General features: G+C 65.2%; 24 protein-coding genes. 13 read left to right on the top strand and 11 right to left on the bottom strand.

The features are described from left to right. The first annotated feature begins 93 nt into the window (after positions 1-93). Complete coding sequence (locus EV580_RS31185) at positions 94-1,101, top strand: LacI family DNA-binding transcriptional regulator (RefSeq protein WP_133696854.1); 1,008 nt, start codon at positions 94-96, stop codon at positions 1,099-1,101. Here the strand turns inward: EV580_RS31185 and EV580_RS31180 are convergent. After that, complete coding sequence (locus EV580_RS31180) at positions 1,071-1,802, bottom strand: GntR family transcriptional regulator (protein WP_133696855.1); 732 nt, start codon at positions 1,800-1,802, stop codon at positions 1,071-1,073. The genes EV580_RS31185 and EV580_RS31180 overlap by 31 nt on opposite strands. 153 nt (positions 1,803-1,955) lie before the next feature. Between EV580_RS31180 and iolC the strand changes: the two genes are divergently transcribed. The 9 genes from iolC to EV580_RS31135 are packed head-to-tail and all read left to right on the top strand — an operon-like array spanning position 1,956 to position 11,710. Next, positions 1,956-2,927 (top strand): 5-dehydro-2-deoxygluconokinase, encoded by a 972-nt coding sequence (iolC, locus tag EV580_RS31175; protein WP_133696588.1) that lies wholly within the window; start codon positions 1,956-1,958, stop codon positions 2,925-2,927. Then, positions 2,920-3,798 carry a Cgl0159 family (beta/alpha)8-fold protein gene (locus EV580_RS31170; protein WP_133696586.1) on the top strand — a complete coding sequence of 293 codons (879 nt, stop codon included), beginning with the start codon at positions 2,920-2,922 and terminating at the stop codon, positions 3,796-3,798. Before iolC ends, EV580_RS31170 begins: the two co-directional genes overlap by 8 nt. 4 nt (positions 3,799-3,802) lie before the next feature. Beyond that, entirely contained in the window at positions 3,803-4,675 is an 873-nt protein-coding gene (iolB, locus tag EV580_RS31165; protein ID WP_133696584.1) for a 5-deoxy-glucuronate isomerase, read from the top strand. A 2-nt stretch (positions 4,676-4,677) separates the two neighbouring features. Beyond that, a complete protein-coding gene (iolD, locus tag EV580_RS31160; protein WP_133696582.1) occupies positions 4,678-6,627 on the top strand; it encodes a 3D-(3,5/4)-trihydroxycyclohexane-1,2-dione acylhydrolase (decyclizing) in 1,950 nt (649 codons plus the stop codon). Positions 6,628-6,635: 8 nt separating this feature from the next. After that, on the top strand, positions 6,636-7,541 hold the full coding sequence (locus tag EV580_RS31155; RefSeq protein WP_133696580.1) for a sugar phosphate isomerase/epimerase family protein: 906 nt from the start codon (positions 6,636-6,638) through the stop codon (positions 7,539-7,541). Positions 7,542-7,549: 8 nt separating this feature from the next. After that, entirely contained in the window at positions 7,550-8,569 is a 1,020-nt protein-coding gene (locus EV580_RS31150) for a Gfo/Idh/MocA family protein (RefSeq protein WP_133696578.1), read from the top strand. Between the two features lies 1 nt (position 8,570). Beyond that, positions 8,571-9,446 (top strand): sugar phosphate isomerase/epimerase family protein, encoded by an 876-nt coding sequence (locus EV580_RS31145; RefSeq protein ID WP_133696576.1) that lies wholly within the window; start codon positions 8,571-8,573, stop codon positions 9,444-9,446. A gap of 8 nt (positions 9,447-9,454) precedes the next feature. Further along, positions 9,455-10,945 carry a CoA-acylating methylmalonate-semialdehyde dehydrogenase gene (locus EV580_RS31140; protein WP_133696574.1) on the top strand — a complete coding sequence of 497 codons (1,491 nt, stop codon included), beginning with the start codon at positions 9,455-9,457 and terminating at the stop codon, positions 10,943-10,945. Positions 10,946-10,990: 45 nt separating this feature from the next. Further along, positions 10,991-11,710, top strand: coding sequence for a dienelactone hydrolase family protein (locus EV580_RS31135; RefSeq protein ID WP_133696572.1), 720 nt, complete (start codon positions 10,991-10,993; stop codon positions 11,708-11,710). Here the strand turns inward: EV580_RS31135 and EV580_RS31130 are convergent. The 7 genes from EV580_RS31130 to EV580_RS31100 form a co-directional block, all read right to left on the bottom strand. Next, entirely contained in the window at positions 11,682-12,260 is a 579-nt protein-coding gene (locus EV580_RS31130; protein WP_133696571.1) for a dihydrofolate reductase family protein, read from the bottom strand. The genes EV580_RS31135 and EV580_RS31130 overlap by 29 nt on opposite strands. Positions 12,261-12,290: 30 nt before the next feature. Further along, complete coding sequence (locus EV580_RS31125; RefSeq protein ID WP_133696569.1) at positions 12,291-13,070, bottom strand: sulfite exporter TauE/SafE family protein; 780 nt, start codon at positions 13,068-13,070, stop codon at positions 12,291-12,293. Positions 13,071-13,118: 48 nt separating this feature from the next. Then, on the bottom strand, positions 13,119-13,478 hold the full coding sequence (trxA, locus tag EV580_RS31120) for a thioredoxin (protein WP_133696568.1): 360 nt from the start codon (positions 13,476-13,478) through the stop codon (positions 13,119-13,121). Positions 13,479-13,513: 35 nt separating this feature from the next. Continuing rightward, complete coding sequence (locus tag EV580_RS31115) at positions 13,514-14,716, bottom strand: NAD(P)/FAD-dependent oxidoreductase (protein WP_133696566.1); 1,203 nt, start codon at positions 14,714-14,716, stop codon at positions 13,514-13,516. A gap of 22 nt (positions 14,717-14,738) precedes the next feature. Further along, positions 14,739-16,118: an MBL fold metallo-hydrolase gene (locus tag EV580_RS31110; RefSeq protein ID WP_133696564.1), complete on the bottom strand. Its 1,380-nt coding sequence runs from the start codon at positions 16,116-16,118 to the stop codon at positions 14,739-14,741. A gap of 187 nt (positions 16,119-16,305) precedes the next feature. Next, positions 16,306-16,494 (bottom strand): DUF8730 family Cys-rich protein, encoded by a 189-nt coding sequence (locus EV580_RS34400; protein ID WP_133696562.1) that lies wholly within the window; start codon positions 16,492-16,494, stop codon positions 16,306-16,308. A 29-nt stretch (positions 16,495-16,523) separates the two neighbouring features. Further along, entirely contained in the window at positions 16,524-16,835 is a 312-nt protein-coding gene (locus EV580_RS31100) for a metal-sensitive transcriptional regulator (RefSeq protein WP_133696561.1), read from the bottom strand. A gap of 115 nt (positions 16,836-16,950) precedes the next feature. Here EV580_RS31100 and EV580_RS31095 point away from each other — a divergent pair, with 115 nt between their 5' ends. From EV580_RS31095 to EV580_RS31085, 3 genes are read left to right on the top strand one after another with little or no spacing between them, the layout of a single operon-like run. Next, the gene (locus EV580_RS31095) at positions 16,951-17,400 is read left to right on the top strand and encodes an MmpS family transport accessory protein (protein WP_286171939.1); all 450 of its coding nucleotides are present in this window, start codon (positions 16,951-16,953) and stop codon (positions 17,398-17,400) included. After that, positions 17,397-20,318: an MMPL/RND family transporter gene (locus EV580_RS31090; protein ID WP_133696559.1), complete on the top strand. Its 2,922-nt coding sequence runs from the start codon at positions 17,397-17,399 to the stop codon at positions 20,316-20,318. Before EV580_RS31095 ends, EV580_RS31090 begins: the two co-directional genes overlap by 4 nt. After that, positions 20,318-20,650: a rhodanese-like domain-containing protein gene (locus EV580_RS31085; protein ID WP_133696557.1), complete on the top strand. Its 333-nt coding sequence runs from the start codon at positions 20,318-20,320 to the stop codon at positions 20,648-20,650. Before EV580_RS31090 ends, EV580_RS31085 begins: the two co-directional genes overlap by 1 nt. A 4-nt stretch (positions 20,651-20,654) precedes the next feature. On the opposite strand, the gene EV580_RS31080 is transcribed toward EV580_RS31085, so the two are convergent. From EV580_RS31080 to EV580_RS31070, 3 genes are all read right to left on the bottom strand, one after another. Next, positions 20,655-21,293 (bottom strand): DsbA family oxidoreductase, encoded by a 639-nt coding sequence (locus tag EV580_RS31080; protein ID WP_286171938.1) that lies wholly within the window; start codon positions 21,291-21,293, stop codon positions 20,655-20,657. Further along, positions 21,290-21,658, bottom strand: a complete 369-nt coding sequence (locus tag EV580_RS31075) for a carboxymuconolactone decarboxylase family protein (protein ID WP_133696556.1) — start codon at positions 21,656-21,658, stop codon at positions 21,290-21,292. Before EV580_RS31075 ends, EV580_RS31080 begins: the two co-directional genes overlap by 4 nt. 147 nt (positions 21,659-21,805) lie before the next feature. Next, positions 21,806-23,980 carry a glutamine synthetase III family protein gene (locus tag EV580_RS31070; protein ID WP_133696554.1) on the bottom strand — a complete coding sequence of 725 codons (2,175 nt, stop codon included), beginning with the start codon at positions 23,978-23,980 and terminating at the stop codon, positions 21,806-21,808. Positions 23,981-24,076 lie beyond the last annotated feature (96 nt).

The following is a 24,076-nucleotide window of genomic DNA, read 5'->3' as shown; positions in this document are numbered from 1 at the left end:
GGTCGACACCGGATGTTGTGTCAACCGTCACAGGGAGGAACCTCATTGACCAGCTCGTCGCCCGGCGCCCGGCCCGCCCGCCGGTCGCCCACCATGGCCGACGTCGCCACCCGCGCCGGGGTGTCGCGGACCCTGGTGTCCTTCGTGCTCGACGGCAAGCCCGGCGCCAGCGAGGCCACCAAGCAGCGGGTTCTTGCCGCTGCCGACGAGCTCGGTTACCGGCCGGACTCGGCCGCGCGTCTGCTGGCCCGCGGTCGCAGCCGCACTCTCGGCGTGCTGATGGACGTCCGCCAGCTGTTCGAGGCCGACCTCGTGGCGGGAATCTATCCGGCCGCCGAGGAGCTGGGCTACGAGGTGTTGCTGTCGGCGAATCTGCCCGACCGCGAGGAGTCGGTGTCGGTTGAGGCACTGCTCAGCCACCGCTGCGGCAGCCTGATCCTGCTGGGCCCGATGTCGGGCACCGAATATCTGCACGGCCTCGCCGGGAAGGTTCCGGTGGTCGTGGTGGGCCGGCGGCTGGATCCGGCACCGGGCCTCGCGACGGTCCGCACCGACGACGTCAAGGGCATCCGCGAGGCGGTCGACTATCTCGTCGAGCTCGGGCATCGCGATATCCGCCATGTCGACGGTGGCTCCGATCCGGGTTCACCGGACCGGCGTCGCGCGTATCGCGCCGCGATGCGCCGTCACGGAATCTCCGAGTACGCCAAGGTGATTCCGGGCGCTCATACCGAGGAGGCCGGCGCCGAGGCGGCACGGGTGATGCTGGCCGACGGCGATCTGCCCACCGCGGTGCTGGCCGGTAACGACCGCTGCGCACTCGGCCTGCTCGATGTGTTCACCCGGGCGGGCGTCGACATACCCGGCGAGCTGTCACTGATCGGCTACGACGACAGCAGGCTGTCCGACAACCCGCGGATCGACCTCACCACCGTGCACCAGGATGCGGCCGCGCTCGCGCGTCACGCCGTCCGGCTGGCGATCGAGATGCTCGAAGAGCGCGAAATCGATTCACCCGATGTGGTTTTGGAGCCCGAACTGGTGGTGCGCGGTACCACCGCTCCCCCGCGTCAGCGGTCGACGAGCGTGGTGTCGAAGTAGTAGCGGGAGGCGCGATAGCAATGCGTACCGAACTCGACCGCGCGCCCGGAGTCGTCGAACGCGGTGCGGTCCATGGTCAACAGCGGTGCGCCGGGCTTCTCGTCCAGCAGCCGGGCTTCGCTGCGGGTGGCGGCCTTGGCGCCGATCCGCTGGCTGGCCAGCCGGATGTGCACGCCGCGTCCGCGCAGCGACTGGTAGAGGCCGTTGCGCTCGAGTTCCTCGGCGTCCGGCGCGATTTCGACCGGGAGGTAATTGGTCATCAGAGCCAGCGGCTCACCGTTGGCGCACCGCAGGCGCTTGATGCAGGCGACCTCACGGTCTTCGGCGAGGTTGAGTTCCCGCGCGACGTCCTCGTCGGCCGGCCCGACATGGAATTCGAGCAATTGGGTGGTCGGTTCCTGCCCCGCCCGGACCAGGTCGTCGAAGAGACTCGTCAACTCGACCCGGCGGTGCACCGGATTCTGGACGACCTGAGTGCCGACCCCCCGTTTGCGAACCAGCAAGCCCTTGTCGACAAGCTCCTGGATCGCGCGCCGGGTGGTGGGCCGGGACAGGGTCAATCGCTTGGCCAATGCCAGCTCATTCTCGAACCGATCGCCGGGCGCAAGTTCGCCACTTCGGATGGCGGCCTCGATCGCCTGGGAGAGCTGATAGTAGAGGGGAACAGGGCTTGACCTGTCCAATTCGACCGCCAACGGCACATCGACTCCGATCTCGAACTCGAAACCCCAACAGTAGCTGAAGTCTAACACCGATTGACTAAAAGATAGAATGTCAGGACAAAGTATTGACAGACCGCTGTGGCGCGGGGCACAGTCGTAACAAGTCCCCATCGAGCCCTGAAGAGAGCTGACGTGACTACTACCCCACAATTCGACGTGCTCGCCATCGGGCGCAGTGGTGTCGACATCTACCCGCTGCAGGTCGGTGTCGGCCTGGAGCATGTGGAGTCGTTCGGCAAGTTCCTCGGTGGCAGCGCGGCCAACGTCGCCGTCGCCGCCGCCCGCCTCGGTAACCACACCGCACTGATCTCCGGAGTAGGGGCCGACCCGTTCGGCCGTTACGTGCGCGCCGAGCTGGGGCGCCTGGACGTGGACAACCGCTACGTCAACGTCCACCCGGAATACCCGACGCCGGTGACATTCTGCGAGATCTTCCCGCCCGACGACTTCCCGCTGTACTTCTACCGCAAGCCCAGCGCACCCGATCTGCAGATCACCGCCGGCGAGCTCGACCTCGCCGCGATCCGCGACGCCCGGCTGTACTGGTCGACCGTCACCGGACTGTCCGAAGAACCAAGCCGCGGTGCGCATTTCGCGGCATGGGAGGCCCGCGAAAGGAAGCCCCTGACGGTTCTGGACCTCGACTACCGGCCGATGTTCTGGGACTCCCCCGCCGCGGCCTCGGTCCAGGTGCAGCGTGCGCTTGCCCACGTCACGGTGGCGGTCGGCAATCGGGAAGAGTGCGAGATCGCCGTCGGAGAGACCAACCCGCACAAGGCCGCCGACGCGCTGCTCGATCTGGGTGTGCAGCTGGCGATCGTCAAGCAGGGACCGCGCGGAGTGCTGGGCAAGACCCGCAGTGCATCGGTGACGGTCCCGCCGATCGAGGTCGACGTGGTCAACGGACTCGGCGCCGGCGACAGCTTCGGCGGCAGCCTGTGCCACGGGCTGCTGCACAACTGGCCGCTGGAGAAGACGTTGCGCTACGCCAACGCCGCCGGTGCGATCGTCGCGTCGCGTCTGGAGTGCTCGACGGCGATGCCGACCGCCGTCGAGGTTGCCGAACTCGCCGAGCAGATCGCGGTGGAGGCCGTCAATGTCTAGCCCCTGCAAGGACTACGCCGACGTCACCGATCTGCGCGCAGCCGACCCCGCCGCGATCGCACGGGCGTGGCAGAACCGCACTACCCGTCCGGTCGTGCGTGGCAACGGGCGGCTGATGATCGTCGCGGCCGACCACCCGGCCCGCGGCGCACTGGCCGTCGGCTCACGACCCACAGCGATGAACAGCCGCACCGACCTGCTCGACCGGCTGCGCACGGCGCTCGCCGACCCCGGCGTCGACGGCGTGCTGGCCACCTCCGACATCCTCGACGACCTGCTGCTGCTCGGTGCTCTCGAGGACAAAGTGGTGTTCTCGTCGATGAACCGCGGCGGGCTGGCCGGCGCATGCTTCGAACTCGACGACCGGATGACCGCCGCCACCGCCGAGTCCACCGCCACCGCGAAGATGAACGGCGGAAAGATGTTGTGCCGCATCGACCTCGGCGACCCCGGCACAGTGTCCACCCTGGCGGCCTGCGCCCAGGCCGTTGACGCGCTGGCCGCGCACGGGCTGATCGCGATGGTCGAACCGTTCCTGTCCACCCGCGTCGACGGCAAGGTCCGCAACGACCTGAGCCCGGACGCGGTGATCAAGTCCATCCACATCAGCCAGGGGCTGGGGTCCACCTCGGCTTACACCTGGATGAAGCTGCCGGTCGTCGACGAGATGGACAGAGTGATGGAGGCGACCACCTTGCCGACGCTGCTGCTCGGCGGCGACCCCGCCGATCCCGACGAAGCCTTCGCCAGTTGGGAAAAGGCACTGTCGCTGCCGTCGGTACGGGGCTTGATCGTAGGTCGCACGCTGCTCTACCCGGCCGATGACGACGTGAGTTCCGCGGTCGCGACCGCCGTCTCGATGGTGAGGTGAATGGATGCACAGTAAGTACTACATCCCCGCGCGCAGCGCACAGCTGCCGCTGACCGTCGACGTGACACCGGAGTCGGCGGGCTGGGCCGAATCCTCGCTACAGGTCCTCGAATTGGACGATTCGCAAAGTGCCGAGCTGCATACCCGGGACACCGAGGTGATGATCCTGCCGCTGGCGGGCGGCGGCAGGATCGTCTGTGGCGGAGAGACGTTCGAATTGTCGCGCCGGGAATCGGTTTTCGACGGGCCGGCCGACATGGTGTACATCGGTATCGACCAGGAGTACGTGATCGCGGGCGAGGGCCGGTTCGCGATCTGCGGCGCCCGCGCAACGACGTCGTTCCCAAACCGCCGGGTCGCCGCCGCGGATGTCGCCGTCGAGCTGCGCGGGGCGGGCAACTGTAGCCGCCAGGTCCACAATTTCGGCACTGCAACGACATTCGAAGCCGACTCGCTGATCGCCTGCGAGGTGATCACCCCCGGCGGCAACTGGTCGAGCTACCCCGCGCACAAGCACGAGGAGAACACCGACATCGAGACCCAGCTCGAAGAGATCTACTACTTCGAGATCGCCGACAGCCCCGCGGGCACTCCCGGTTTCGGCTACCACCGGGTGTACGGCACCCCGCAGCGGCCGATCAAGGTGCTCGAAGAGGTGCGCTCCGGTGATGTGGTGCTGGTCCCGCACGGCTATCACGGCCCGTCGATCGCGGCGCCCGGCCACCACATGTACTACCTCAACGTCATGGCCGGCTCCGGACCCAACCGGGCCTGGATGATCTGTGACGACCCGAACCACACCTGGCTGCGCGGCAGCTGGGAGCACCAGGAGATCGACCCCCGGCTGCCCATGGGCAGCCCTTCCCAAGGAGCCTGACCGTGGTATCCACCGCGCCGAAGTCGACCGAGAAGCTGGCCGATACCGAAGCCACCGTGCGACTCACCGTGGCGCAGGCCACCATTCGGTTCCTGGCCAACCAGTACGTCGAGCGTGACGGGCTGCGTAGCAAGTTCTTCGCCGGGTGTTTCGGCATCTTCGGCCACGGCAACGTGGCCGGGCTCGGCCAGGCGTTGCTGCAGGACGAGGTCGAGTCATTGGAGGCGGGCCGCGAGCCCGGTCTCAGGTATGTGCTCGGCCGCAACGAGCAGGCCATGGTGCACACCGCGGTCGCCTACGCGAGGCAGACAGACCGTCTGGAAGCCTGGGCCGTCACCGCCAGCGTCGGACCCGGCTCCACCAACATGCTGACCGGCGCCGCATTGGCGACCATCAACCGCCTGCCGGTGCTGCTGCTGCCGGCCGACACCTTCGCCACCCGGGTGAGCTCCCCCGTTCTCCAGGAACTCGAACTGCCCTCCTCCGGCGACGTGACGGTCAACGACGCGTTCAAGCCGCTGTCCCGCTACTTCGACCGGGTGTGGCGGCCCGAACAGCTGCCCGCCGCACTGCTGGGCGCCATGCGGGTGCTCACCGATCCCGTCGAAACCGGTGCGGCAACGGTGTCGATCCCCCAGGACGTCCAGGCCGAGGCCCACGACTGGCCCGAATCGCTGTTCGCCGAACGCACCTGGCACATCGCCCGGCCGCTGCCCGAACGCTCGGTGATCGCCCGCGCTGCCGAGATCATCGCCGCCGCGCAACAGCCGCTGATCGTGGCCGGCGGCGGTGTGCATTACTCCGGGGCAGAAGAAGCGTTGGCCGCGTTGGCCGCAAAGACCGGTATCCCGGTCGCCGAAAGCCAGGCCGGTAAGGGTTCACTGCGCTTCGACCACCCGCAATCCGTCGGCGCGGTCGGCTCGACCGGCACCACCGCCGCCAACGCGCTGGCCGCCGAGGCCGATCTGATCATCGGGATCGGCACCCGCTACAGCGATTTCACCTCGGCGTCGCGGACCGCGTTCAACAACCCCGACGTGCGGTTCGTGAACATCAATGTCGCATCGCTGGACTCGGTCAAACAGGGTGGGGTCAGCGTCGTCTCCGACGCCCGGGAAGCCATCGAGGCACTCGGTCCGGCGCTGGACGGGTACACCGTGAGCGACGAATACCGTTGCCGGGTCACCGAATTGGCTGCCGAGTGGGAGGACACGGTGTCCTCGGTGTACGCCTGCGAGGACGGGGTGCAGCTGAACCAGAATCAGGTCATCGGACTGGTCAACACGCTGTCCGAGCCGCGCGATGTCGTGGTGTGCGCCGCGGGCTCGATGCCCGGGGATCTGCACAAGCTGTGGCGTACCCGCGACCGCAAGGGCTACCACGTCGAATACGGCTACTCCTGCATGGGCTATGAGATCGCCGGTGGCATCGGCGTGCGAATGGCAGCACCCGATCGCGACGTGTTCGTCATGGTCGGCGACGGCTCGTACCTGATGATGGCCACCGAGCTGGTGACCGCCGTCCAGGAGGGCGTCAAGATCATCCCGGTTCTGGTGCAGAACCACGGATTCGCCTCCATCGGCGGACTTTCCGAGTCCCTGGGTTCTCAGCGCTTCGGCACCGCCTACCGCTACCGCAGCGGCGACGGCCGGCTCGACGGCGACAAGCTGCCGGTCGATCTCGCCGCCAACGCTGCCAGCCTGGGCGCCGACGTCATCAAGGTGACCACCGCCGCGGAGTTCGCCGACGCGATCAAGGCGGCCAAAGCCGCCGAGCGCACCACCGTGATTCATGTGGAGACCGACCCGTTGATCTACGCACCCGACAGCCAGTCCTGGTGGGACGTACCGGTTTCCGAAGTCTCCAGCCTGGAGTCCACCCAGACCGCCTACCAACGGTATGCGGACTGGAAGAAAGTCCAACGCCCCCTTATCAACCCGTCAGACCGCTAGAGGACATCGTGAGCACAATTCTCGTCGGATCCGCCCCCGACTCCTGGGGCGTCTGGTTCCCGAACGATCCGCAGCAGACGCCCTACACCCGCTTCCTCGACGAGGTCGCCGCCTCCGGCTACCAGTGGATCGAGCTGGGCCCGTTCGGCTACCTCCCGACCGATCCCCGGCAGCTCGCCGATGAGCTCGCGGCACGCGATTTGAAGCTGTCGGCCGGAACGGTTTTCGAGCACCTGCACCAGGATGGTTCCTGGGATGCTGTGTGGAAGCAGATCGAGGATGTCGCGAAACTGACTGCCGCCGTTGGCGGTAAGCATGTCGTGGTCATCCCCGAGATGTGGCGCGACCCGTCCTCGGGCGCGGTGCTGGAGGATCGCACCCTGACGCCCGAGCAGTGGCGCAAGAAGACCCAGGGCATGAACGAACTGGGCAAGGCGATGTTCGAGCAGTACGGGGTGCGCGCGCAGTACCACCCCCACGCCGACAGCCACGTCGACACCGAGGAGAACGTCTACCGTTTCCTGGACGGCACCGACGGCGAGTTCGTCAACCTGTGCCTGGACACCGGGCACATCTCGTACTGCGGCGGCGACAACATCGCGATCATCCGCCGTGCGCCCGAGCGCATCGGCTACCTACACCTCAAGCAAGTCGACCCCGAGATTCGCGCCAAGGTCGAGGCCGAGGACCTGCCGTTCGGCGAGGCCGTCAAGCTCGGTGCGATGACCGAGCCACCGCGCGGAATCCCCGATATGCCACCGCTTCTCGCCGAGATCGAGACGCTCGGCATCGACGTGTTCGCGATCGTCGAGCAGGACATGTACCCCTGCGAGGTCGACGCTCCGCTGCCCATCGCCAAGCGCACCCAGAAATACCTGGGTTCCTGTGGCGTCCCGTCCGTTCGTTTCAGCTAGGAGACACGATGTCTGACCTTCGTATCGCGGTTCTCGGCGTGGGCCTGATGGGCGCCGACCATGTCGCCCGCATCGACAGCAGGATCAAGGGCGCCCGGGTGGCCGTCGTCAACGACTACGTCACCGAAAAGGCCGAGCAGATCGCCGCCGGTATCGACGGCTGCCGGGCGATCGCCGATCCGCTCGACGCCATCGCCGACGCGCAAGTCGACGCCGTGGTGCTGGCCACCCCCGGTCCCACGCATGAGAAGCAGCTGCTGGCCTGCCTGGAGCATGGCAAGCCGGTGATGTGCGAAAAGCCGCTGACCACCGATGTGGAGACCTCGCTCGAAGTCGTGAAGCGCGAAGCCGAGCTGGGCCGCAAGCTGATTCAGGTCGGCTTCATGCGCCGTTTCGACGACGAGTACGCCGCGCTGAAGGCGATGGTCGCCGGCGGCGAACTCGGCGCCCCGCTGGTAATGCACTGCGCACACCGCAACCCCGCCGTGCCCAACGGCTTCGACAGCGCGATGGTGGTGCGCGACAGCCTCGTTCACGAGGTCGATGTCACCCGGTTCATGTTCGACGAGGAGATCACCTCGATTCAGATCGTGAAGCCGTCGGCGAATCCGGCCGCCCCCGAGGGTCTGGCCGATCCGCAGATCGCGATCCTGCGCACAGCATCAGGCAAACACGTCGACGTCGAGCTGTTCGTCACGACCGGCGTCGCCTACGAAGTGCGCACCGAGGTCGTCGGCGAAAAGGGCAGCGCCATGATCGGATTGGACGTCAACGTCGTGCGCAAGTCCGCGCCGGGCACCTGGGGCGGGCAGATCACACCCGGCTTCCGCGAGCGGTTCGGGCAGGCCTATGACACCGAGTTCCAGCGCTGGGTCGATGCGGTCCGTAGCGGTGTGAATGTCGACGGGCCTGGCGCGTGGGACGGCTACGCAGCCGCAGCGGTGTGTGAAGCCGGTGTGGAATCCCTCACCAGCGGCCTGCCGGTCGCGGTCACGATGGTCGACCGCGCATCCATTGCGGGGGCGTGACGTGAAGATCGCCCTGGACCCCACCCCGTTCCACCACGACTACGACCTACTCGAATTCCCCCGCCTGGTAGCCGATCTGGGCTACGAGTATCTGCAGCTGACCCCGCACCGCGATTTCATCCCGTTCTTCAACCACCCGCGGGCCGACGACGACCTGGTGGCCACGTTCCGTAAGGCCTGCGCCGACGCGGGGGTCGGGATCGCCTCCGTGCTGCCGGTGCTGCGCTGGTCGGCCCCGGACGAGGATGCCCGCGAGGCGGCGGTGCGCAACTGGAAGCGCGTCATCCAGATCACCGTCGATCTAGGCGTGAACGTGATCAACACCGAGTTCTCAGGCCGCCCCGAGAAAGCGGAAGAATCCGAGCGATCGTTCTTCCGGTCCATGGAGGAGCTGCTGCCGATCATCGAGCGCGAGGGCCTGGACGTCCGGATCGACCCGCACCCCGACGATTTCGTCGAGGACGGGATGGAGGCGCTGCGCATCATCCGTGGCGTCAACTCACCCAACATCGGCATGGTGTTCGTGGCCTGCCACAGCTTTCATATGGGCGGCAACATGATTGACATCATACGCGCGGCCGGCAACAAGCTGCGGCTGGTGCACGTCGCCGACACCATGGACCACCACCGCAGCCACGGCCTGCGCTACATCACCAACCCGCCAGGCAATCCGGTCCGCGTGCACCAGCACCTCAAGATCGGCGACGGCGACATCAACTGGGACGAGTTCTTCTCCGGCCTCGCCGAGATCGGCTTCTACGACCGGCCCGACACCGTCATGGTGTCGTCGGTGTTCGCCGAAGACGAGAACGCCCATGAGGTTTCGCGCTACCAGCTGTCGACGATGACGGACTACGTCAAGAAATACACGAAGTGAGAGAACGCATGACCAACACCATCACCCATTGGCTCAACAACGAAGCTTTCGCGGGCAGCAGCGGTGCCACCGCACCTGTCACCAACCCGGCCACCGGCACGGTGACCGGTGAGGTCGCCCTGGCCAACATCGCCGACGCGCAGAAGGTGATCGACGCCGCCGCCGCGGCGTTCCCGGAGTGGCGCGACACCTCGCTGGCCAAACGGACTCAAATCCTGTTCAAATTCCGGGAGCTGCTCAACGAGCGCAAGGGCGAACTGGCCGAGATCATCACCAGCGAGCACGGCAAGGTCGTCTCCGACGCGCTCGGCGAGGTAAGCCGCGGCCAGGAGGTCGTCGAATTCGCCTGCGGTATACCGCATCTGCTCAAGGGCGGGTTCACCGAGAATGCCTCGACCAAAGTCGACGTCTATTCGATTCGCCAGCCGCTGGGCGTTGTCGGCATCATCAGCCCGTTCAACTTCCCGGCCATGGTGCCGATGTGGTTCTTCCCCATCGCCATCGCCACGGGCAACACCGTCGTGCTCAAGCCGTCGGAGAAAGACCCGACCGCCTCACTGTGGCTGGCCGAACTGTGGAAGGAAGCCGGCCTGCCCGCGGGTGTCTTCAATGTGCTGCAGGGCGACAAGACCGCCGTCGACGAACTGCTGACCAACCCGAAGGTCGCCTCGGTCAGCTTCGTCGGGTCCACCCCGATCGCCAAGTACGTCTACGCCACCGGCACCGCACACGACAAGCGGGTGCAGGCATTGGGAGGTGCCAAGAACCACGCGGTGATCCTGCCCGACGCCGACCTGGACCTGGCCGCCGACGCCATGGTCAACGCCGGCTTCGGCTCGGCGGGCGAACGCTGCATGGCGATCAGTGCCGCGGTGGCGGTCGGCCCGATCGCCGACGACCTCGTCGCCAAGATCGCCGAGCGGGCGGCCGACATCAAAACCGGTGACGGGACCAAGGATTCGGATATGGGCCCGCTGGTCACCAAGGCGCACCGCGACAAGGTGGCGTCCTACATCGACGCCGGCGAGGCCGACGGTGCCAAGGTCGTGGTGGACGGCCGCCAGGTCTCACCGAACGGCGAAGCAGACGGCTTCTGGCTCGGCCCGACCCTGCTGGACAACGTCACCCCGGAGATGAGCGTCTACACCGACGAGATCTTCGGCCCGGTATTGGCGGTCGTCCGCGTGGAGACGTACGACGACGCACTCGCGCTGATCAACAGCAACCCGTACGGCAACGGAACGGCGATCTTCACCAACGACGGCGGCGCGGCCCGGCGGTTCCAGAACGAGGTGCAGGTCGGCATGGTCGGCATCAACGTGCCGATCCCGGTCCCGATGGCCTACTACAGCTTCGGTGGCTGGAAGGCCTCGCTGTTCGGTGACAGCCACGCCCACGGGATGGACGGCGTGCAGTTCTTCACCCGGCAGAAAGCCATCACCAGCCGCTGGCTCGATCCCAGCCACGGTGGCATCAACCTCGGCTTCCCCACCAACTAGTTGCGTCTATAGGAGATGTGGCCGGCGGGATGCCAAGATGCCTGAATGGAGACCAGCTTCCCCGCCCCCGCAGGTCCGCTCCCGGCCTATCAGGCCAGGCCGACCGGTGCAGGACCGTGGCCCGGCGTCGTCGTCGTGCACGACGCGATGGGTATGACGAAGGACGCCAAACGCATCACCGAGCGATTCGCCGACAACGGCTATCTCGCGATCACCCCGGCGCTCTATCACCGCGGCAACCGGCTGCTCTGCGTCGTACGGACATTGCAGGCATTCCGCAACGGTGCGGGGACGGCCGTCGACGACCTGCTCGCCGCGCGCGACCACCTGGCCGCCGATCCGGATTGCACGGGAAAGATCGGCATCATCGGCTTTTGCATGGGCGGCGGATTCTGCCTGGTGCTCGGACCCAGCGGAGCGTTCGACGCCTCGGCACCCAACTACGGCGAATGGCCCAAGGACATATCGCAGATCGCGAACTCGTGTCCGACCGTGGCCAGCTACGGCGCCAAGGACCCGATGCTCAAAGGTGCGGCCGCCAAGCTCGAGGACATCCTCGCCGGGGGCGGCGTCGTGCGCGACGTCAAGGAATACCCGAACGTCGGGCATTCCTTCATGAACCAATTCCCCACACCGGGACCGCTGAAGGTCATCGAGCGTGTGGCCGGATTGGCGTATTCAGAGCCCGAGGCCGAAGACGCCTGGCAGCGCATCCTGACGTTTTTCGGCCAGCACCTCATGAATGCAGACTCGGCCGGTAGCTGAGCTCCTGGATGTTGCCGTCGAGCGTTCGGGCTTCGATCAGTTCGAGGTCGAAGTCGGCGGCACCCGCGAAGAGCGGATCGTCGCCGGTCTGCCCGGTGATCACCGGAAAGACCGTCACCTGCAGCACATCCACCAGGCCGGCGGCCATCAGCGCCCGGTTCATCGACAGGCTGCCGTGCGACCGCAGCGGCACGTCGGATTCCTCCTTGAGTCGGGTGACGACGTCGACGGCGTCACCGCCGACGACGGTGGCATCCGGCCAGTCCAAGGGCGCGACCAGCGTCGTCGACACGACCGTCGCCGGCAGGTGGCGCATCCGAGTCACCCACAAGTCGTTCACCGACGCCTCCTCGCTCAGGTCGAGTAGCTGGGTGAACGCCCGATAGGTGTTGGCACCGAACACCATTCGCTGCTCGTTGTCATACAGCGCGAGGCGGCGGTCGAGGAGCTCGGGGCCTTGCTTACCCCAGTAGCCGCCCCAGTCACCGCCGTTGACGCCGCCGAAGCCGTCGAGGCTGGAAAAGACGTCAAAGGTGTAGGTGGTTGTCATAGAGGTACAGACTGGCACCCTCGGAAAAACTCATCGCGATATTCCGAGGGCGGTGTCGACGAGGATGTATACCGCGACCGCGAAGACCAGATAGGCGAACCACCGCTGCAATCGGCGGGTATCCATTTTGGTCCCGAGTTGGCCGGCCACCAGCGAGCCCACGATCGCGGTGCCAACGAACGCCGCAGTGATCGACCAATCGACTCCACCCACGCTGACATGCGAGGCAACCCCGGCTGCCGAGTTGACGACGATGATCAACAGCGACGTTCCGATCGCTATCGGCATCTCGACTCCGAGCAACAGCACCAGCGCCGGAATGATGAGAAATCCGCCGCCGACGCCGAACAGTCCGGTCAGCAGACCGACGAGAAATCCCGCAGGGATGGATCGTGGAGCGCAGCGACGCCAGTTGATGCCGCCGTCGCCGACGCGGCAGGCAGTGCCGGTGTCGCCATTGTCTTGCAGCAGTCGGATCCCCGCGACCACCATGACCACGGCGAAGCCGATCAGCAGAACCGATTGAGGTAGGTGTCGTCCGATGGCGGTGCCAAGGAAGGTTGCCGGGATGCCGGCCGCCGCGAAGATCGCGGCGAGCCGCCACTGCACGTGGCGGGCCCGAATCTTGGGCAATGCACCCACCGCCGACGCGGTGCCGACCACGATCAGCGACATCGGAATCGCCTGTTCAATTCCCAGCCCGAGCACGTAGACCAGCCCGGGAACCGCGAGGATGGACCCGCCACCGCCGAGCAGTCCCAACAGGACGCCGATGACGGCGCCAAGGGCCAAGGCAATTCCGATGCTCATCGAATGTCGCTCTCCGTGTGTTGCCCTCTGAGCCGGTTACGACCCAGATCAGGAACTGGCGGCGATCTTGGCGCGCACGTCAGCCATGTCGAGAGCCTTGACCCTGGTGACGAGGTCCTCGAGACCCGCGGCCGGCAGGGCACCGGGCTGGCGGTAGACCAGGATTCCGTCGCGAAATGCCATGATCGTCGGGATAGCCCGAATCTCCAGTGCCGCAGCGAGTTCCTGCTCGGCCTCGGTGTCGACCTTGGCGTGCAGGACGTCTGGGTGCAACTCGGACGAGCGGTCGAAGACCGGGGCGAAGGCACGGCACGGACCGCACCACGACGCCCAGAAGTCGATGAGCACGATGGAGTTTTCGGTGATCGTCGTCTTGAAGTCAGCGGCGGTCATCTTGGTGATGGTCATTGCGATGTCCTTGGGTTGTAAAGATATTCGGATTGCTACGCCAGGCCCTTGAGCATGAGGTTCCAGTACATGGCGGGGAGCCCGTATTTCTTCAGGTACCAGTACGCCCGGTGCGGGACCGTCGGGTTCAGGAAGGGGAAGGTGGGCTCCAACTTCAGGTCGTAATCGAACTCGGCAAGCAGCATCGCGTGCGACGAGGTGATGATCGGGCATGACGAGTAACCGTCGTACGACGCGCGCAGTGGCTGCTTCTTCAGGAACGCGTCGATGTTGTCGACGACCACCGGGGCCTGTTTGCGAATCGCGGCGCCGGTCTTGGAGTTCGGCGACGAGCCCGCGTCACCCAGGCTGAACACGTTCGGGTATCGCACATGCTGCATGGTGTGCTTGTCGATGTCGACGTAACCGGCCGCGTCTCCGGTCGACAACGGGCTGGACTTGATCCAGTCCGGAGCAGACTGGCGCGGTACCGCATGCAACACGTCGTAGGGGAGCATCGTGTCAGTCCCCCCTTCGATGATGCTCGAGACGGCGACCTTGCGCGACTCGGCGTCCACTGCAGAGACTTCCGCGTTGTAATGCACGGTGATGCCGTAGTCGGCGATGACCTTGTCCAAGCTGTCTGCGATCGCCGGAATGCCGAACGGCCGCGCCCCCGGCATGACCAGATGCACATCGATGTCTTTCAGGACGCCCTGCCTGCGCCAATAGTCCGATGCCAGATAGGCGATCTTCTGCGGGGCGCCCGCACACTTGATCGCGCCGGAGGGGACTGTGAAAACCGCGGTGCCCGAACGCAAGTCACGAATGAAATCCCACGTTCGCGGCGCGAGGTCGAACCGGTAGTTCGACGAGACCCCGTCCCGACCCAAGGCATCTTCCAGGCCCTCGGTGCGGTTCCAGTCGAGCTGGATGCCAGGGCTCACGACGAGCACATCGTAGGCGTAGGTCGAGCCGTCGAGACAGGTCACCGTGTTCCCGTCCGGATCAAAGGCACTGGCAGCCTTCTTGATCCAGGTAGCGCCCTTGGGCATGACCGAAGATTCGTCGCGCTCGGTTGCCGAAGCCTGCGCCTGTCCCCCGCCGACGAGTGTCCACAGCGGTTGGTAGTAGTGCTTGCTCGACGGCTCGATGACCGCGACGTCCGTGTAGCCCCTACGGAGCATCCGCGCCGCGACCGTGATGCCGGCGGTTCCGCCGCCGACGATCAGGATCTGGTGTTTGGCATTGATGGTCATGATGTCAGTCCTCCTCGGACGATCAGGCGTTCTGGTGTGCGTCGTCCCAGGCGCCGAATCCGCCCAGGATGTCGCTCACGTCGGCGAAACCGTTCTGACGCAACAGACTTGCAGCGACCGAGGACCGGTAGCCGCCTGCGCAGTACACGACGGTCGGCTTGGTGGAATCCAGTTCGCCGAGCCGGGCGGGCAACTGGCCGACCGGGATCGGAATCGCATTCGGGACGGTGCCTGCCGCGACCTCACCGGGGTTGCGCACGTCGACGATCTGCAGGTTCGCCATCCTCGACACCCGCTCATCGAAGGCCGTGGCCGTCAACCGAGACGCCACCTGGACATCGTCCTGGTGGGCGAACATCACCTCGTACGGCTCGGCCAGGTAGCCGATCACTCGGTCGAAGCCGATCCGTGCCAATCGATTCTTGCCCTCGAGCTCCTGACCGGGCTCGGTCAACAGCACGATGTCGCGGTCGGACGAAAGCACCGAACCGGCGAACTCGGCATAACGCCCCTCGAGTCCGATGTTGATCGCGCGGCGCAGATGGCCCTGGGCGAACTCCTCGGGAGTGCGCCCGTCCACCAGGACAGCCCCGGCGTCGAGCGCGGCATTGACTTGTTCGTAGGTCATGGCGGACGGCATCTTGGTCTCGTCCAGCAGTCCGCGGTCCTTGCGGTTCAGGATGGCGTCGTAGACGAAGTATCCGGGCGCCGGGGGCTGCCCCTCGGTGACCAGGTTCATGAACGTCGCTTTGTCGGGTGCCCGCAGGGCATAGTTCGTCGCCTTCTGGTCACCCATGGTCGACCACAGATCCGTCGACAAGTTCTTGCCGCACGCTGAACCCGCACCGTGCGCGGGGTACACCCGGGTCGCGTCGGGCAGCGTCATCAGCTTGTCGTGCAGCGAGTCGTACAGCTTGTCGGCGAGCTCCTCGCGGGTGAATCCGATCGAGGCGAGCAGATCGGGTCGGCCAACGTCACCGATGAACAGGGTGTCCCCGGTCATCACGCCGTAGGGAATGGTATCGCCGGCATGCTCGTAGATCACCACGCTCATCGACTCGGGCGTGTGCCCGGGAGTGTGACGAAATTCCAGCGTCACGTCACCGAGCGAATAACGTTCGCCGTCGGCGACGCCCATCGACTCGAACTCGGTCTCGGCGACCGAGGAGTAGACGATCTTGGCGCCGGTGGCCTTGGCCAGCTCGAGGTGCCCGGACAGAAAGTCCGCGTGGAAGTGGGTCTCGATCACCAACTCGATGGTCAACCCCTGCTCCTCTGCGTCGGCCACGTACTCGGCGACGTCGCGCTGGGGGTCGACAACGACTGCACGGCCAGTGGTTTCGTCACCGACTAGGTACGAGGCATGGGACAGACAGTCCAGGTAGTACTGCTGCAGGATCATCGCGGTCTTCTTTCTCCCGACTCTGTGGTATCGCTGGTTCCGATACCCCTATGGGTATATCTACCCGCCTAGACGGGATTGTATTCCCGGGCGGCCTATACCCGTGGGGGTATTGATTCACGATGTCGAATATACCCCTAGTGGTATGTCTGGCCAAGAGACTTTGGTCACGGCCGACCACACCCGGCTAGGAGTCGCGACGTGCGCCTTTGAGCTTCCCGAACCATGTCCGCCGTGCCCGAGAAGCGGTCTCGCCGCTCGAATGGCCGGCACACCACTGGTCTGCGGGCACGCCGCGCCGGACGGCGTCGATGTGCATTCCGCAACCCGACCAGGTGGTCTTACCGCAAACGCGGCATCGAACGGCACGACACATGGGAACTCCCCTTCGGTACGAACCCAGCTTCAGGCCAGGCTCAGGAACAGCTTTTCCAGCTCTTGGATGGTCAATGCCTCACCTCGACCACCTTCGCCATCGAGGCAGTTACGCAGCCCGGAAGCGATGATCGTGAAGCCGGCACGGTCCAGCGCCTTTGACACTGCAGCAAGTTGGATGACGACTTCCTTGCAGCCGCGACCCTGCTCGATCATTGCGATCACTCCACCGAGTTGACCCTGCACACGGCGGAGTCGGTTGAGGGTGGCCGCCAGGTCGGCGTCGCACCGTGATTGGGGGTCGCTCGCGTTCACAGCGCCCTGCTCGACCGAAGTGCTCATGGCATCACATTACCATACCCCCTATGGTATTTTCTGATACCCCTTGGGGTATAGTCCGTCGACGGGCCCCTGAGCACGCCAACGGCTCGGCCGACATTTCTGAGAATGGGAACGCATGATGACGAAGCCGCCGATATTCGGTTGGTTGAAACGGTTCTGGGTGATCGTGGTGGTTCTGGTCGCGCTCGTCGTCGCCGGAGCCGTGGTAGGCCGACTACGAACCTTCTTCGACACCGATCAGCCCCTTGCGCCCGCAGCCGGACACGCTGACGCCATCGTCCCGTTCAACACCAAGCGGGTGACCTACCAAATCGTCGGACCCCCGATGGCGACCGGCCGGATCAGCTATCTGGATGTCAACGGCAGAACACTAGAGGCAGGCTTCACCAGCCTGCCCTGGTCGATCACCGTTACCACCACTGATCCTGGGATGTTGGCCAACGTGGTGGCACAGGGCGATACCGACGGACTCGGTTGCCGAATCCTGGTCAACGACAACGTTGTCGACGAGAATCACGCTGCGGGCCGTGACGCCCAGGCCTTTTGTCTGGAGAAAGCGGCATGAGCGATCACGCCACGCGTCCATTCATCCCCCGCACGATCCGGCTGGCCGCAGTCCCGATCATCCTGATCTGGGTGGCGATCACCGCCGCGCTCAATCTCCTTCTGCCGCAGGTCGAAACGGTCGGTAAACACAACGCCGTATCGATGTCGCCCCAGGACGCACCCTCGGTGATCGCGGCCAAGAGGATGGGCGCCCAGTTCCAGGAATCCACCTCGGACAGCATTGCGATGGTCGTGCTGGTGGGCAACGAGAAATTGGGCGAACCGGCACACCAGTACTACGACAACCTGATCGCAAAGTTCGAACGGGACACCCAACACGTCCAGCACGTCCACGATTTCTGGGGTGACCTGATCACCGCTGCCGGTGTCCAGAGCAGCGACGGCAAGGCCGCCTACGTCCAACTCAATCTCGCCGGCGATCAGGGCAGCACCCAGGGCAACGAATCGGTGGAGGCAGTCCGCGACATCGTCCATGACACGCCACCACCGCCCGGCCTGCAGGTTTACGTCACCGGGCCCGCACCGCTGACGACGGACACACTCGAAAGCGGCGACAAGAGCATGATCAAGATGACGGTGGTCACCATGATCGTCATCACGATCATGCTGCTGCTGGTCTACCGCTCGATCAGCACCGTGCTGCTGATCCTGGCCGTTGTCGGCATCGAGATGGGATCCGCGCGCGGCGCGGTGGCACTGCTCGGGCACTTCCGACTGATCGACTTCTCGACATTCTCAGTGCCGTTGCTGACGGCACTGGCGATCGCGGCAGGCACGGATTACGCGATCTTCCTCATCGGCCGCTACCAAGAGGCGCGCCAGAACGGCGAAGACCAGGAATCGGCGTACTACACCGCATTCCACGGCGTCGGTCACGTGATCCTCGGTTCGGGATTGACCATTGCCGGCGCCGTGCTGTGCCTGCGGTTGACGCGGCTGGCGTACTTCAAATCGTTGGCATATCCGTCGGCGATCGGGTTGATCGTCGTCGTCGCCGCGGCGCTCACCGTGGTACCGGCGATCATGGTGGTGGCAACTCGATTCGGCCTCTGGGAGCCGAAGCGAGCGATGAAGACCAAGGGCTGGCGGCGGATCGGCACCGCCGCGGTCCGCTGGCCCAAGCCGATCCTGGCGGCGTCGACTGCCGTCATCATGCTCGGCATCCTCGCGATGATCGGCTACAAGACGAGCTATAACGATCGCTTCTACGTGCCCGCCGACGTTCCGGCGAACGTCGGCTACGCAGCGGCCGAAAAGCACTTCAGCCCAGCACGATTGAATCCCGACATCATGATGATCGAATCCGATCACGACATGCGGAACCCCACCGACATGATCGTGCTGGATCGGATTGCCAAGGCACTGTTCCGAATCCGCGGGCTTGCCATGGTGCAGAGCATCACCCGCCCCTTGGGGTCGCCGATCGCGCACAGTTCCATCCCCTATCAGGTCAGTATGCAGTCGGTACCGATCACCCAGAACCTGCAGTTCCTGAAAGAGCGGGTGGGCGACATCAGCACGATGTCGGACGATCTCGGCGCCATGATCGCGTCCATGACCGAGATGCAGAACCTGATGAGCCGGTTCTCCGATGCGATGAACCGCACGGTCGACGATGCTCACGGCACCGTCGACACCGCCCACCGAACGGTCGATGACCTGAACACCATGAAGGCCTCGGTCGACCAGATGCGCGATCACCTGGCCGATTTCGACGACGCGGTGCGGCCGTTCCGCAACTACTTCTATTGGGAACAGCACTGTTTCAACATCACGGCGTGCTGGGGGATCCGGTCGGCATTCGACGCTGTCGACGGCGTCGACGCCCTCAGCGGCAACATGGCCACGGTGGTCGGTGATATGGACGCCATGGTGCGGGGCATGGACGGTGTAGTCAACGGCATGGACGAGATGAATGCGCTGGCCCCGCAGCTGGTCGCTCAGTTCGGGCCCATCATCGCGACGGCCACCACGATGCAGCAGACGCTGCAGACCATCCACAGCAGCTTCGGTGGCCTCATCAACCAGATGCAGCAGATGACCGACACCGCGACCGCGATGGGCGAGGCCTTCGACGCCTCCAAGAGCGACGACTACTTCTACCTGCCGCCCGAAGTGTTCGCCAACCCCGACTTCCAAAAAGGTTTGGAGCTGTTCCTGTCACCCGATGGCAAGGCGGCGCGCCTGATCATCACCCACGACGTCGATCCAGCGACCGAGGAAGGCATCTCGACCGTCGACGAAGAGGTCATCGCGGCACACGAGGCGGTCAAGGGGACCTCCCTGGCCACCGCGAAGGTGTACCTCACCGGCACCGCGGCAACCTACCGGGACATCCAGTCAGGCGCGAGATACGACACCATGATCGCGGCGTTCGCCGCCCTCACCCTGATCTTCCTGGTCATGCTCGTGATCACCCGGGCCTTCATTGCGTCCCTGGTGATCGTCGGCACCATCGTGTTGTCGCTGGGTGCCGCGTTCGGTATCTCGGTGCTCGTCTTCGAACGGATCGCAGGCATCGAACTCAACTGGATCGTGCTCGCCTTCGCGGTGATCATCCTGATGGCCGTCGGCAGCGATTACAACCTGCTCCTCGTCTCCCGCTTCAAGGAGGAGATCGGTGCCGGCATCAACACCGGGATCATCCGCTCGATGGGAAGCACCGGCAGCGTCGTGACCGCGGCCGGCCTCGTGTTCGCCTTCACCATGGGATCCATGATCTCCGGCGACCTGCTCAACGTCGGCCAGGGTGGCGCCACCATCGGTATCGGGTTGCTCGTCGACACGCTGATCGTGCGGTCGTTGATGACCCCGTCCATCGCGGCCCTTCTCGGTCCATGGTTCTGGTGGCCATTGAGGGTGCGGTCCCGGCCCGTGTATCAGGATTCCGCAATTCGAGTGAAAGGTGATGTGTGATGGATGTATTGGAGGTCGACCCAATGGGTGCGACGACACTTGTCGAGAAGTCGGGCGCCGTCCTGCTCGACGTCCGGGAGGATGACGAATGGACCGCCGGACATGCTCCGGGCGCCCTTCACGTGCGACTCGGCGATCTGGACGAGCGAGCCTTCGAGACGACCGTGCCGATCGTGGCGGTGTGCCGGTCGGGAGGACGATCCGGCTCGGCGGCAACAAGACTCGCGGCAGCCGGGCTGACCGTCTACAACCTGGCCGGTGGTATGGGAGCGTGGCAACGGAGCGGGCAACCGGTGATTCGTAACGACGGCACGGCCGGTACCGTCATCTGATCGATCAGGCGAAGATGCGTTCGACGAACGCCTCCGTACCCTGTTTCCAGGCAACGACGAAGTTGCCGACATCGTCGCGGCTGATGGCGAGATTGGGACAAAACCAGTCCCCGCCGTCATCGCTGAAGAAATGCGGTGAGCCGATTACGCCGCGACCGCGGCCTTCCTCCCAATCAGACTGGACTGCACCGGATGTGGTCTCCGCGTCCAAGGGCGCGAGGCCGAAGCGAGCGGCTATCGACTCGATGACGTCGGGCCGGCCGATATCAAGCCCCTCTTCGAAAAGTGCGGTGCGCAGCGCTAAGCCGACCTCTTCGACCAGCACGGGATCGCCGGCGCGGTCCGCGGCGGCGGTCAGCGCGTACGCGGTCATCGACGTGTTCGGGAAAGTATCGACAGAGAAGCCCTCGAAAAGGTCGGGCCGAACCGACGCGCGAAGTGCCGAAATCTCGGCGCCGACGTGATGGCGGTCAAGGGGGCTGCCGTTGATCAGCTCGAGCGGCCAGGCCCGGATGCGCAGGCGTGGTTCGGACAGCCCGCGCTCAGCGCGCCGGTCGATCAGTGTCCGCAGCCCGACGTGGGTGAATGGACACAGGATGTCAGCGAAGACCTCGACAGTGCGCACCTCGCCATTTCCGGTCACGACGGTTGGCCCCCGGCGGCATCGGCGAACTCGCAGAACGCTGTGTAGGCACGCGCACCGTAGATCGTCGCGGGGCCGCCGTGCATCATGATGCTGACACCGATGACCTCGGCCGCCTCCTGCCTGGTGGCACCCGCGCGGACCGCGGCGCGCGCATGCGAGGCAATGCAGCCATCGCAACCCTGGACGACTCCGATGACCATCGCGATCAGTTCCTTGATCTTGGCCGCGACCGCGCCTTCGCCCATCGCCGCCCGGCTCAGCGCACCAAAGCCGTCATATACCTCGGGAATCATCTGCCGCAAGGCCCGATGCTGCGGGTTCAGCTCGGCGAGCACGTCGGAATGGCGATCATGTTCTGTCATGGCCGAAACATATGCCGCGAGAAGACCATGCAGCAGAGACTTTCGGCCTCTGGTGTGGTCGATATGGACGTCTCTATTCGGGGACCACAAGACGATGCCGGCGCCCCAGATGTCTGAGGCGCCGGCACCGGCAAGACAACAGCGGAATCAGAGGATGTAGAGCATCTCCTGGTAGGTCGGCAGCGGCCACAGATCATCGGCGACAACGCTCTCCAGCGCATCCGCCGCCGCACGCACCGCATCCATCAGGGGCAGCAGGCTCGCCGCGTGCTCGGCCTCTTCCTTGCCGGAATCGCCGCCGTGCACACCCAGCGCCGACTTGAGCGCCGCCAGCGCCCCGGTCAGCTCCGAGATCGGCGTCGACACGGTCGTGAGCAGCGTGGTGTCCGCATCCACCCCAGCCGCCTTCAGCGCCGCGACATTCTGCGCCAGCTCGGTCTGGTACCGAACGGCCGCCGGCAGGATGACCGTCGACCCGATCTCCAGGGTCAGCTTCGCCTCGACACCGATGGTCAGGGCATAGGTTTCGTAACGCACCTCTTCGCGGCTGTGCAGCTCGCGCGAGTTGAAGACGCCGTACTTCTCGAAGACCTCGATCGCCTCCGGCGTCACCAGCTGCGGGATCGCATCCAGCGTCGTCTTGAGGTTCGGCAGCCCGCGCTCGGCCGCCTCGGTCTGCCAGTTATCCGAGTAGCCGTCGCCGTTGAACACCACGGCGCCGTGCTCGGTGATGATCTCGGTGAGCAGCGTCTGGACGGCACCGTCGAAGTCCTCACCGTCCCCGACAGCCTTCTCCAGCGCGGTCGCCATGTAGTCGAGCGAGTCGGCCATGATCGTGTTCAGGATGATCATCGGCACGTTGATCGTCTGGCCCGAACCCGGCGCGCGGAACTCGAACCGGTTGCCGGTGAACGCGAATGGGCTGGTGCGATTGCGGTCGCCCGGATCTGTCGGCAGTTCAGGCAGCGTGTCGACACCGATGATCATGGTGCCCTTTCCCTTTGACGACGTCGCCGCACCCTTGGCGATCTGGTCGAACACGTCGGCCAGCTGCTCACCGAGGAAGATCGAGATGATGGCCGGCGGTGCCTCGTTGGCGCCGAGGCGGTGGTCGTTGGTGGCCGACGCCACCGAAACCCGAAGCAGGCCACCGTACTTGTGCACGGCCCGGATCACGGCCGCGCAGAACACCAGGAACTGGGCGTTCTCGTGCGGGGTGTCGCCCGGCACCAGGAGGCTGCCGAACTGCGCGTTACCCATGGAGAAGTTCACGTGCTTGCCGGAACCGTTGACGCCGGCGAACGGCTTCTCGTGGAACAGGCACTCCATCCCGTGCTTCTTGGCGATGTTGCGGAAGGTGGTCATCAGCAGCTGCTGATGGTCGGCGGCGATATTGGCCCGCTCGAACATCGGCGCGATCTCGAACTGGCCCGGCGCGACCTCGTTGTGGCGGGTCTTAGCCGGGATGCCGAGCTTGAACAGCTCCCGCTCGGTGTCCATCATGAAGGCCAGCACCCGGTCCGGGATGGCACCGAAGTAGTGGTCGTCGAATTCCTGGCCCTTGGGCGGCTTGGCACCGAACAGCGTGCGGCCGGAGTTGATCAGGTCGGGGCGAGCCAGGAAGAAGTGCCGGTCGACCAGGAAGTACTCCTGCTCCGGCCCGCAGAACGACACGATGTGGTCGAAATCTTTGTGGCCGAACAACTTCAGGATGCGCTCAGCCTGGGCACCCATCGCCTGTTGGCTGCGCAGCAGCGGGGTCTTGTAGTCCAGCGCCTCACCGGTCATCGACACGAACACCGTTGGGATGCACAGCGTGTTGCCGTTCGGGTTCTCCAGGATGTAGGCCGGGCTGGTGACATCCCAGCCGGTGTAGCCGCGGGCCTCAAAGGTGCTGCGCAGACCACCGGAGGGGAAGCTGGAGGCGTCGGGCTCACCCTGGATCAGCGTCTTGCCCGCGAACTCGGCGAGCGTGGTTCCGTCGCCAACCGGATCCAGGAAGCTGTCGTGCTTTTCGGCGGTCAGCCCGGTCATCGGGTAGAAGACGTGGGCGTAGTGAGTCGCGCCCTTCGACAACGCCCAGTCCTTCATCACCGAGGCGACGGCGTCGGCGACGGCCGGGTCGAGTTTGGCGCCCTTCTCGATCGTCGCGACGACGGACTTGTAGACCGACTTCGGCAACCGCAACCGCATCTCTGCCAGCGTGAACACGTTCGATCCGAAGATCTCGCCCGGGGCCTCGCCTGGATCGAAGCTGATGGGGGGAGGCTCGTAGGCCTCGACATTGATGATGGCCTGGAGACGGGCTGCGTTACCGCTCAACTGACTTCCTCTTCCAACCGAGATGCCCACGGCTGATGTGCGGGCATGTGACCGGCCCACGTTAGGTCGCGTTCATGCCGAACTCGTTACGCCTGC

This window comes from Mycobacterium sp. BK086 (assembly GCA_004362315.1).
Taxonomy (GTDB): domain Bacteria; phylum Actinomycetota; class Actinomycetes; order Mycobacteriales; family Mycobacteriaceae; genus Mycobacterium.
Note: the sequence above shows the minus strand (reverse complement) of the source record. Positions and strands in the feature narration are given on the sequence as shown.

Excerpts from the sequence above, each read along its gene's own strand:
- EV580_RS31185 (WP_133696854.1), top strand. The coding sequence starts at position 94 with ATGGCCGACGTCGCCACCCGCGCCGGGGTGTCGCGGACCCTGGTGTCC.
- EV580_RS31170 (WP_133696586.1), top strand. The coding sequence starts at position 2,920 with ATGTCTAGCCCCTGCAAGGACTACGCCGACGTCACCGATCTGCGCGCA.
- iolB (WP_133696584.1), top strand. The coding sequence starts at position 3,803 with ATGCACAGTAAGTACTACATCCCCGCGCGCAGCGCACAGCTGCCGCTG.
- EV580_RS31150 (WP_133696578.1), top strand. The coding sequence starts at position 7,550 with ATGTCTGACCTTCGTATCGCGGTTCTCGGCGTGGGCCTGATGGGCGCC.
- EV580_RS31140 (WP_133696574.1), top strand. The coding sequence starts at position 9,455 with ATGACCAACACCATCACCCATTGGCTCAACAACGAAGCTTTCGCGGGC.
- EV580_RS31135 (WP_133696572.1), top strand. The coding sequence starts at position 10,991 with ATGGAGACCAGCTTCCCCGCCCCCGCAGGTCCGCTCCCGGCCTATCAG.
- EV580_RS31130 (WP_133696571.1), bottom strand. The coding sequence starts at position 12,260 with ATGACAACCACCTACACCTTTGACGTCTTTTCCAGCCTCGACGGCTTC.
- EV580_RS31125 (WP_133696569.1), bottom strand. The coding sequence starts at position 13,070 with ATGAGCATCGGAATTGCCTTGGCCCTTGGCGCCGTCATCGGCGTCCTG.
- trxA (WP_133696568.1), bottom strand. The coding sequence starts at position 13,478 with ATGACCATCACCAAGATGACCGCCGCTGACTTCAAGACGACGATCACC.
- EV580_RS31115 (WP_133696566.1), bottom strand. The coding sequence starts at position 14,716 with ATGACCATCAATGCCAAACACCAGATCCTGATCGTCGGCGGCGGAACC.
- EV580_RS31110 (WP_133696564.1), bottom strand. The coding sequence starts at position 16,118 with ATGATCCTGCAGCAGTACTACCTGGACTGTCTGTCCCATGCCTCGTAC.
- EV580_RS34400 (WP_133696562.1), bottom strand. The coding sequence starts at position 16,494 with ATGTGTCGTGCCGTTCGATGCCGCGTTTGCGGTAAGACCACCTGGTCG.
- EV580_RS31100 (WP_133696561.1), bottom strand. The coding sequence starts at position 16,835 with ATGAGCACTTCGGTCGAGCAGGGCGCTGTGAACGCGAGCGACCCCCAA.
- EV580_RS31095 (WP_286171939.1), top strand. The coding sequence starts at position 16,951 with ATGATGACGAAGCCGCCGATATTCGGTTGGTTGAAACGGTTCTGGGTG.
- EV580_RS31090 (WP_133696559.1), top strand. The coding sequence starts at position 17,397 with ATGAGCGATCACGCCACGCGTCCATTCATCCCCCGCACGATCCGGCTG.
- EV580_RS31085 (WP_133696557.1), top strand. The coding sequence starts at position 20,318 with ATGGATGTATTGGAGGTCGACCCAATGGGTGCGACGACACTTGTCGAG.
- EV580_RS31075 (WP_133696556.1), bottom strand. The coding sequence starts at position 21,658 with ATGACAGAACATGATCGCCATTCCGACGTGCTCGCCGAGCTGAACCCG.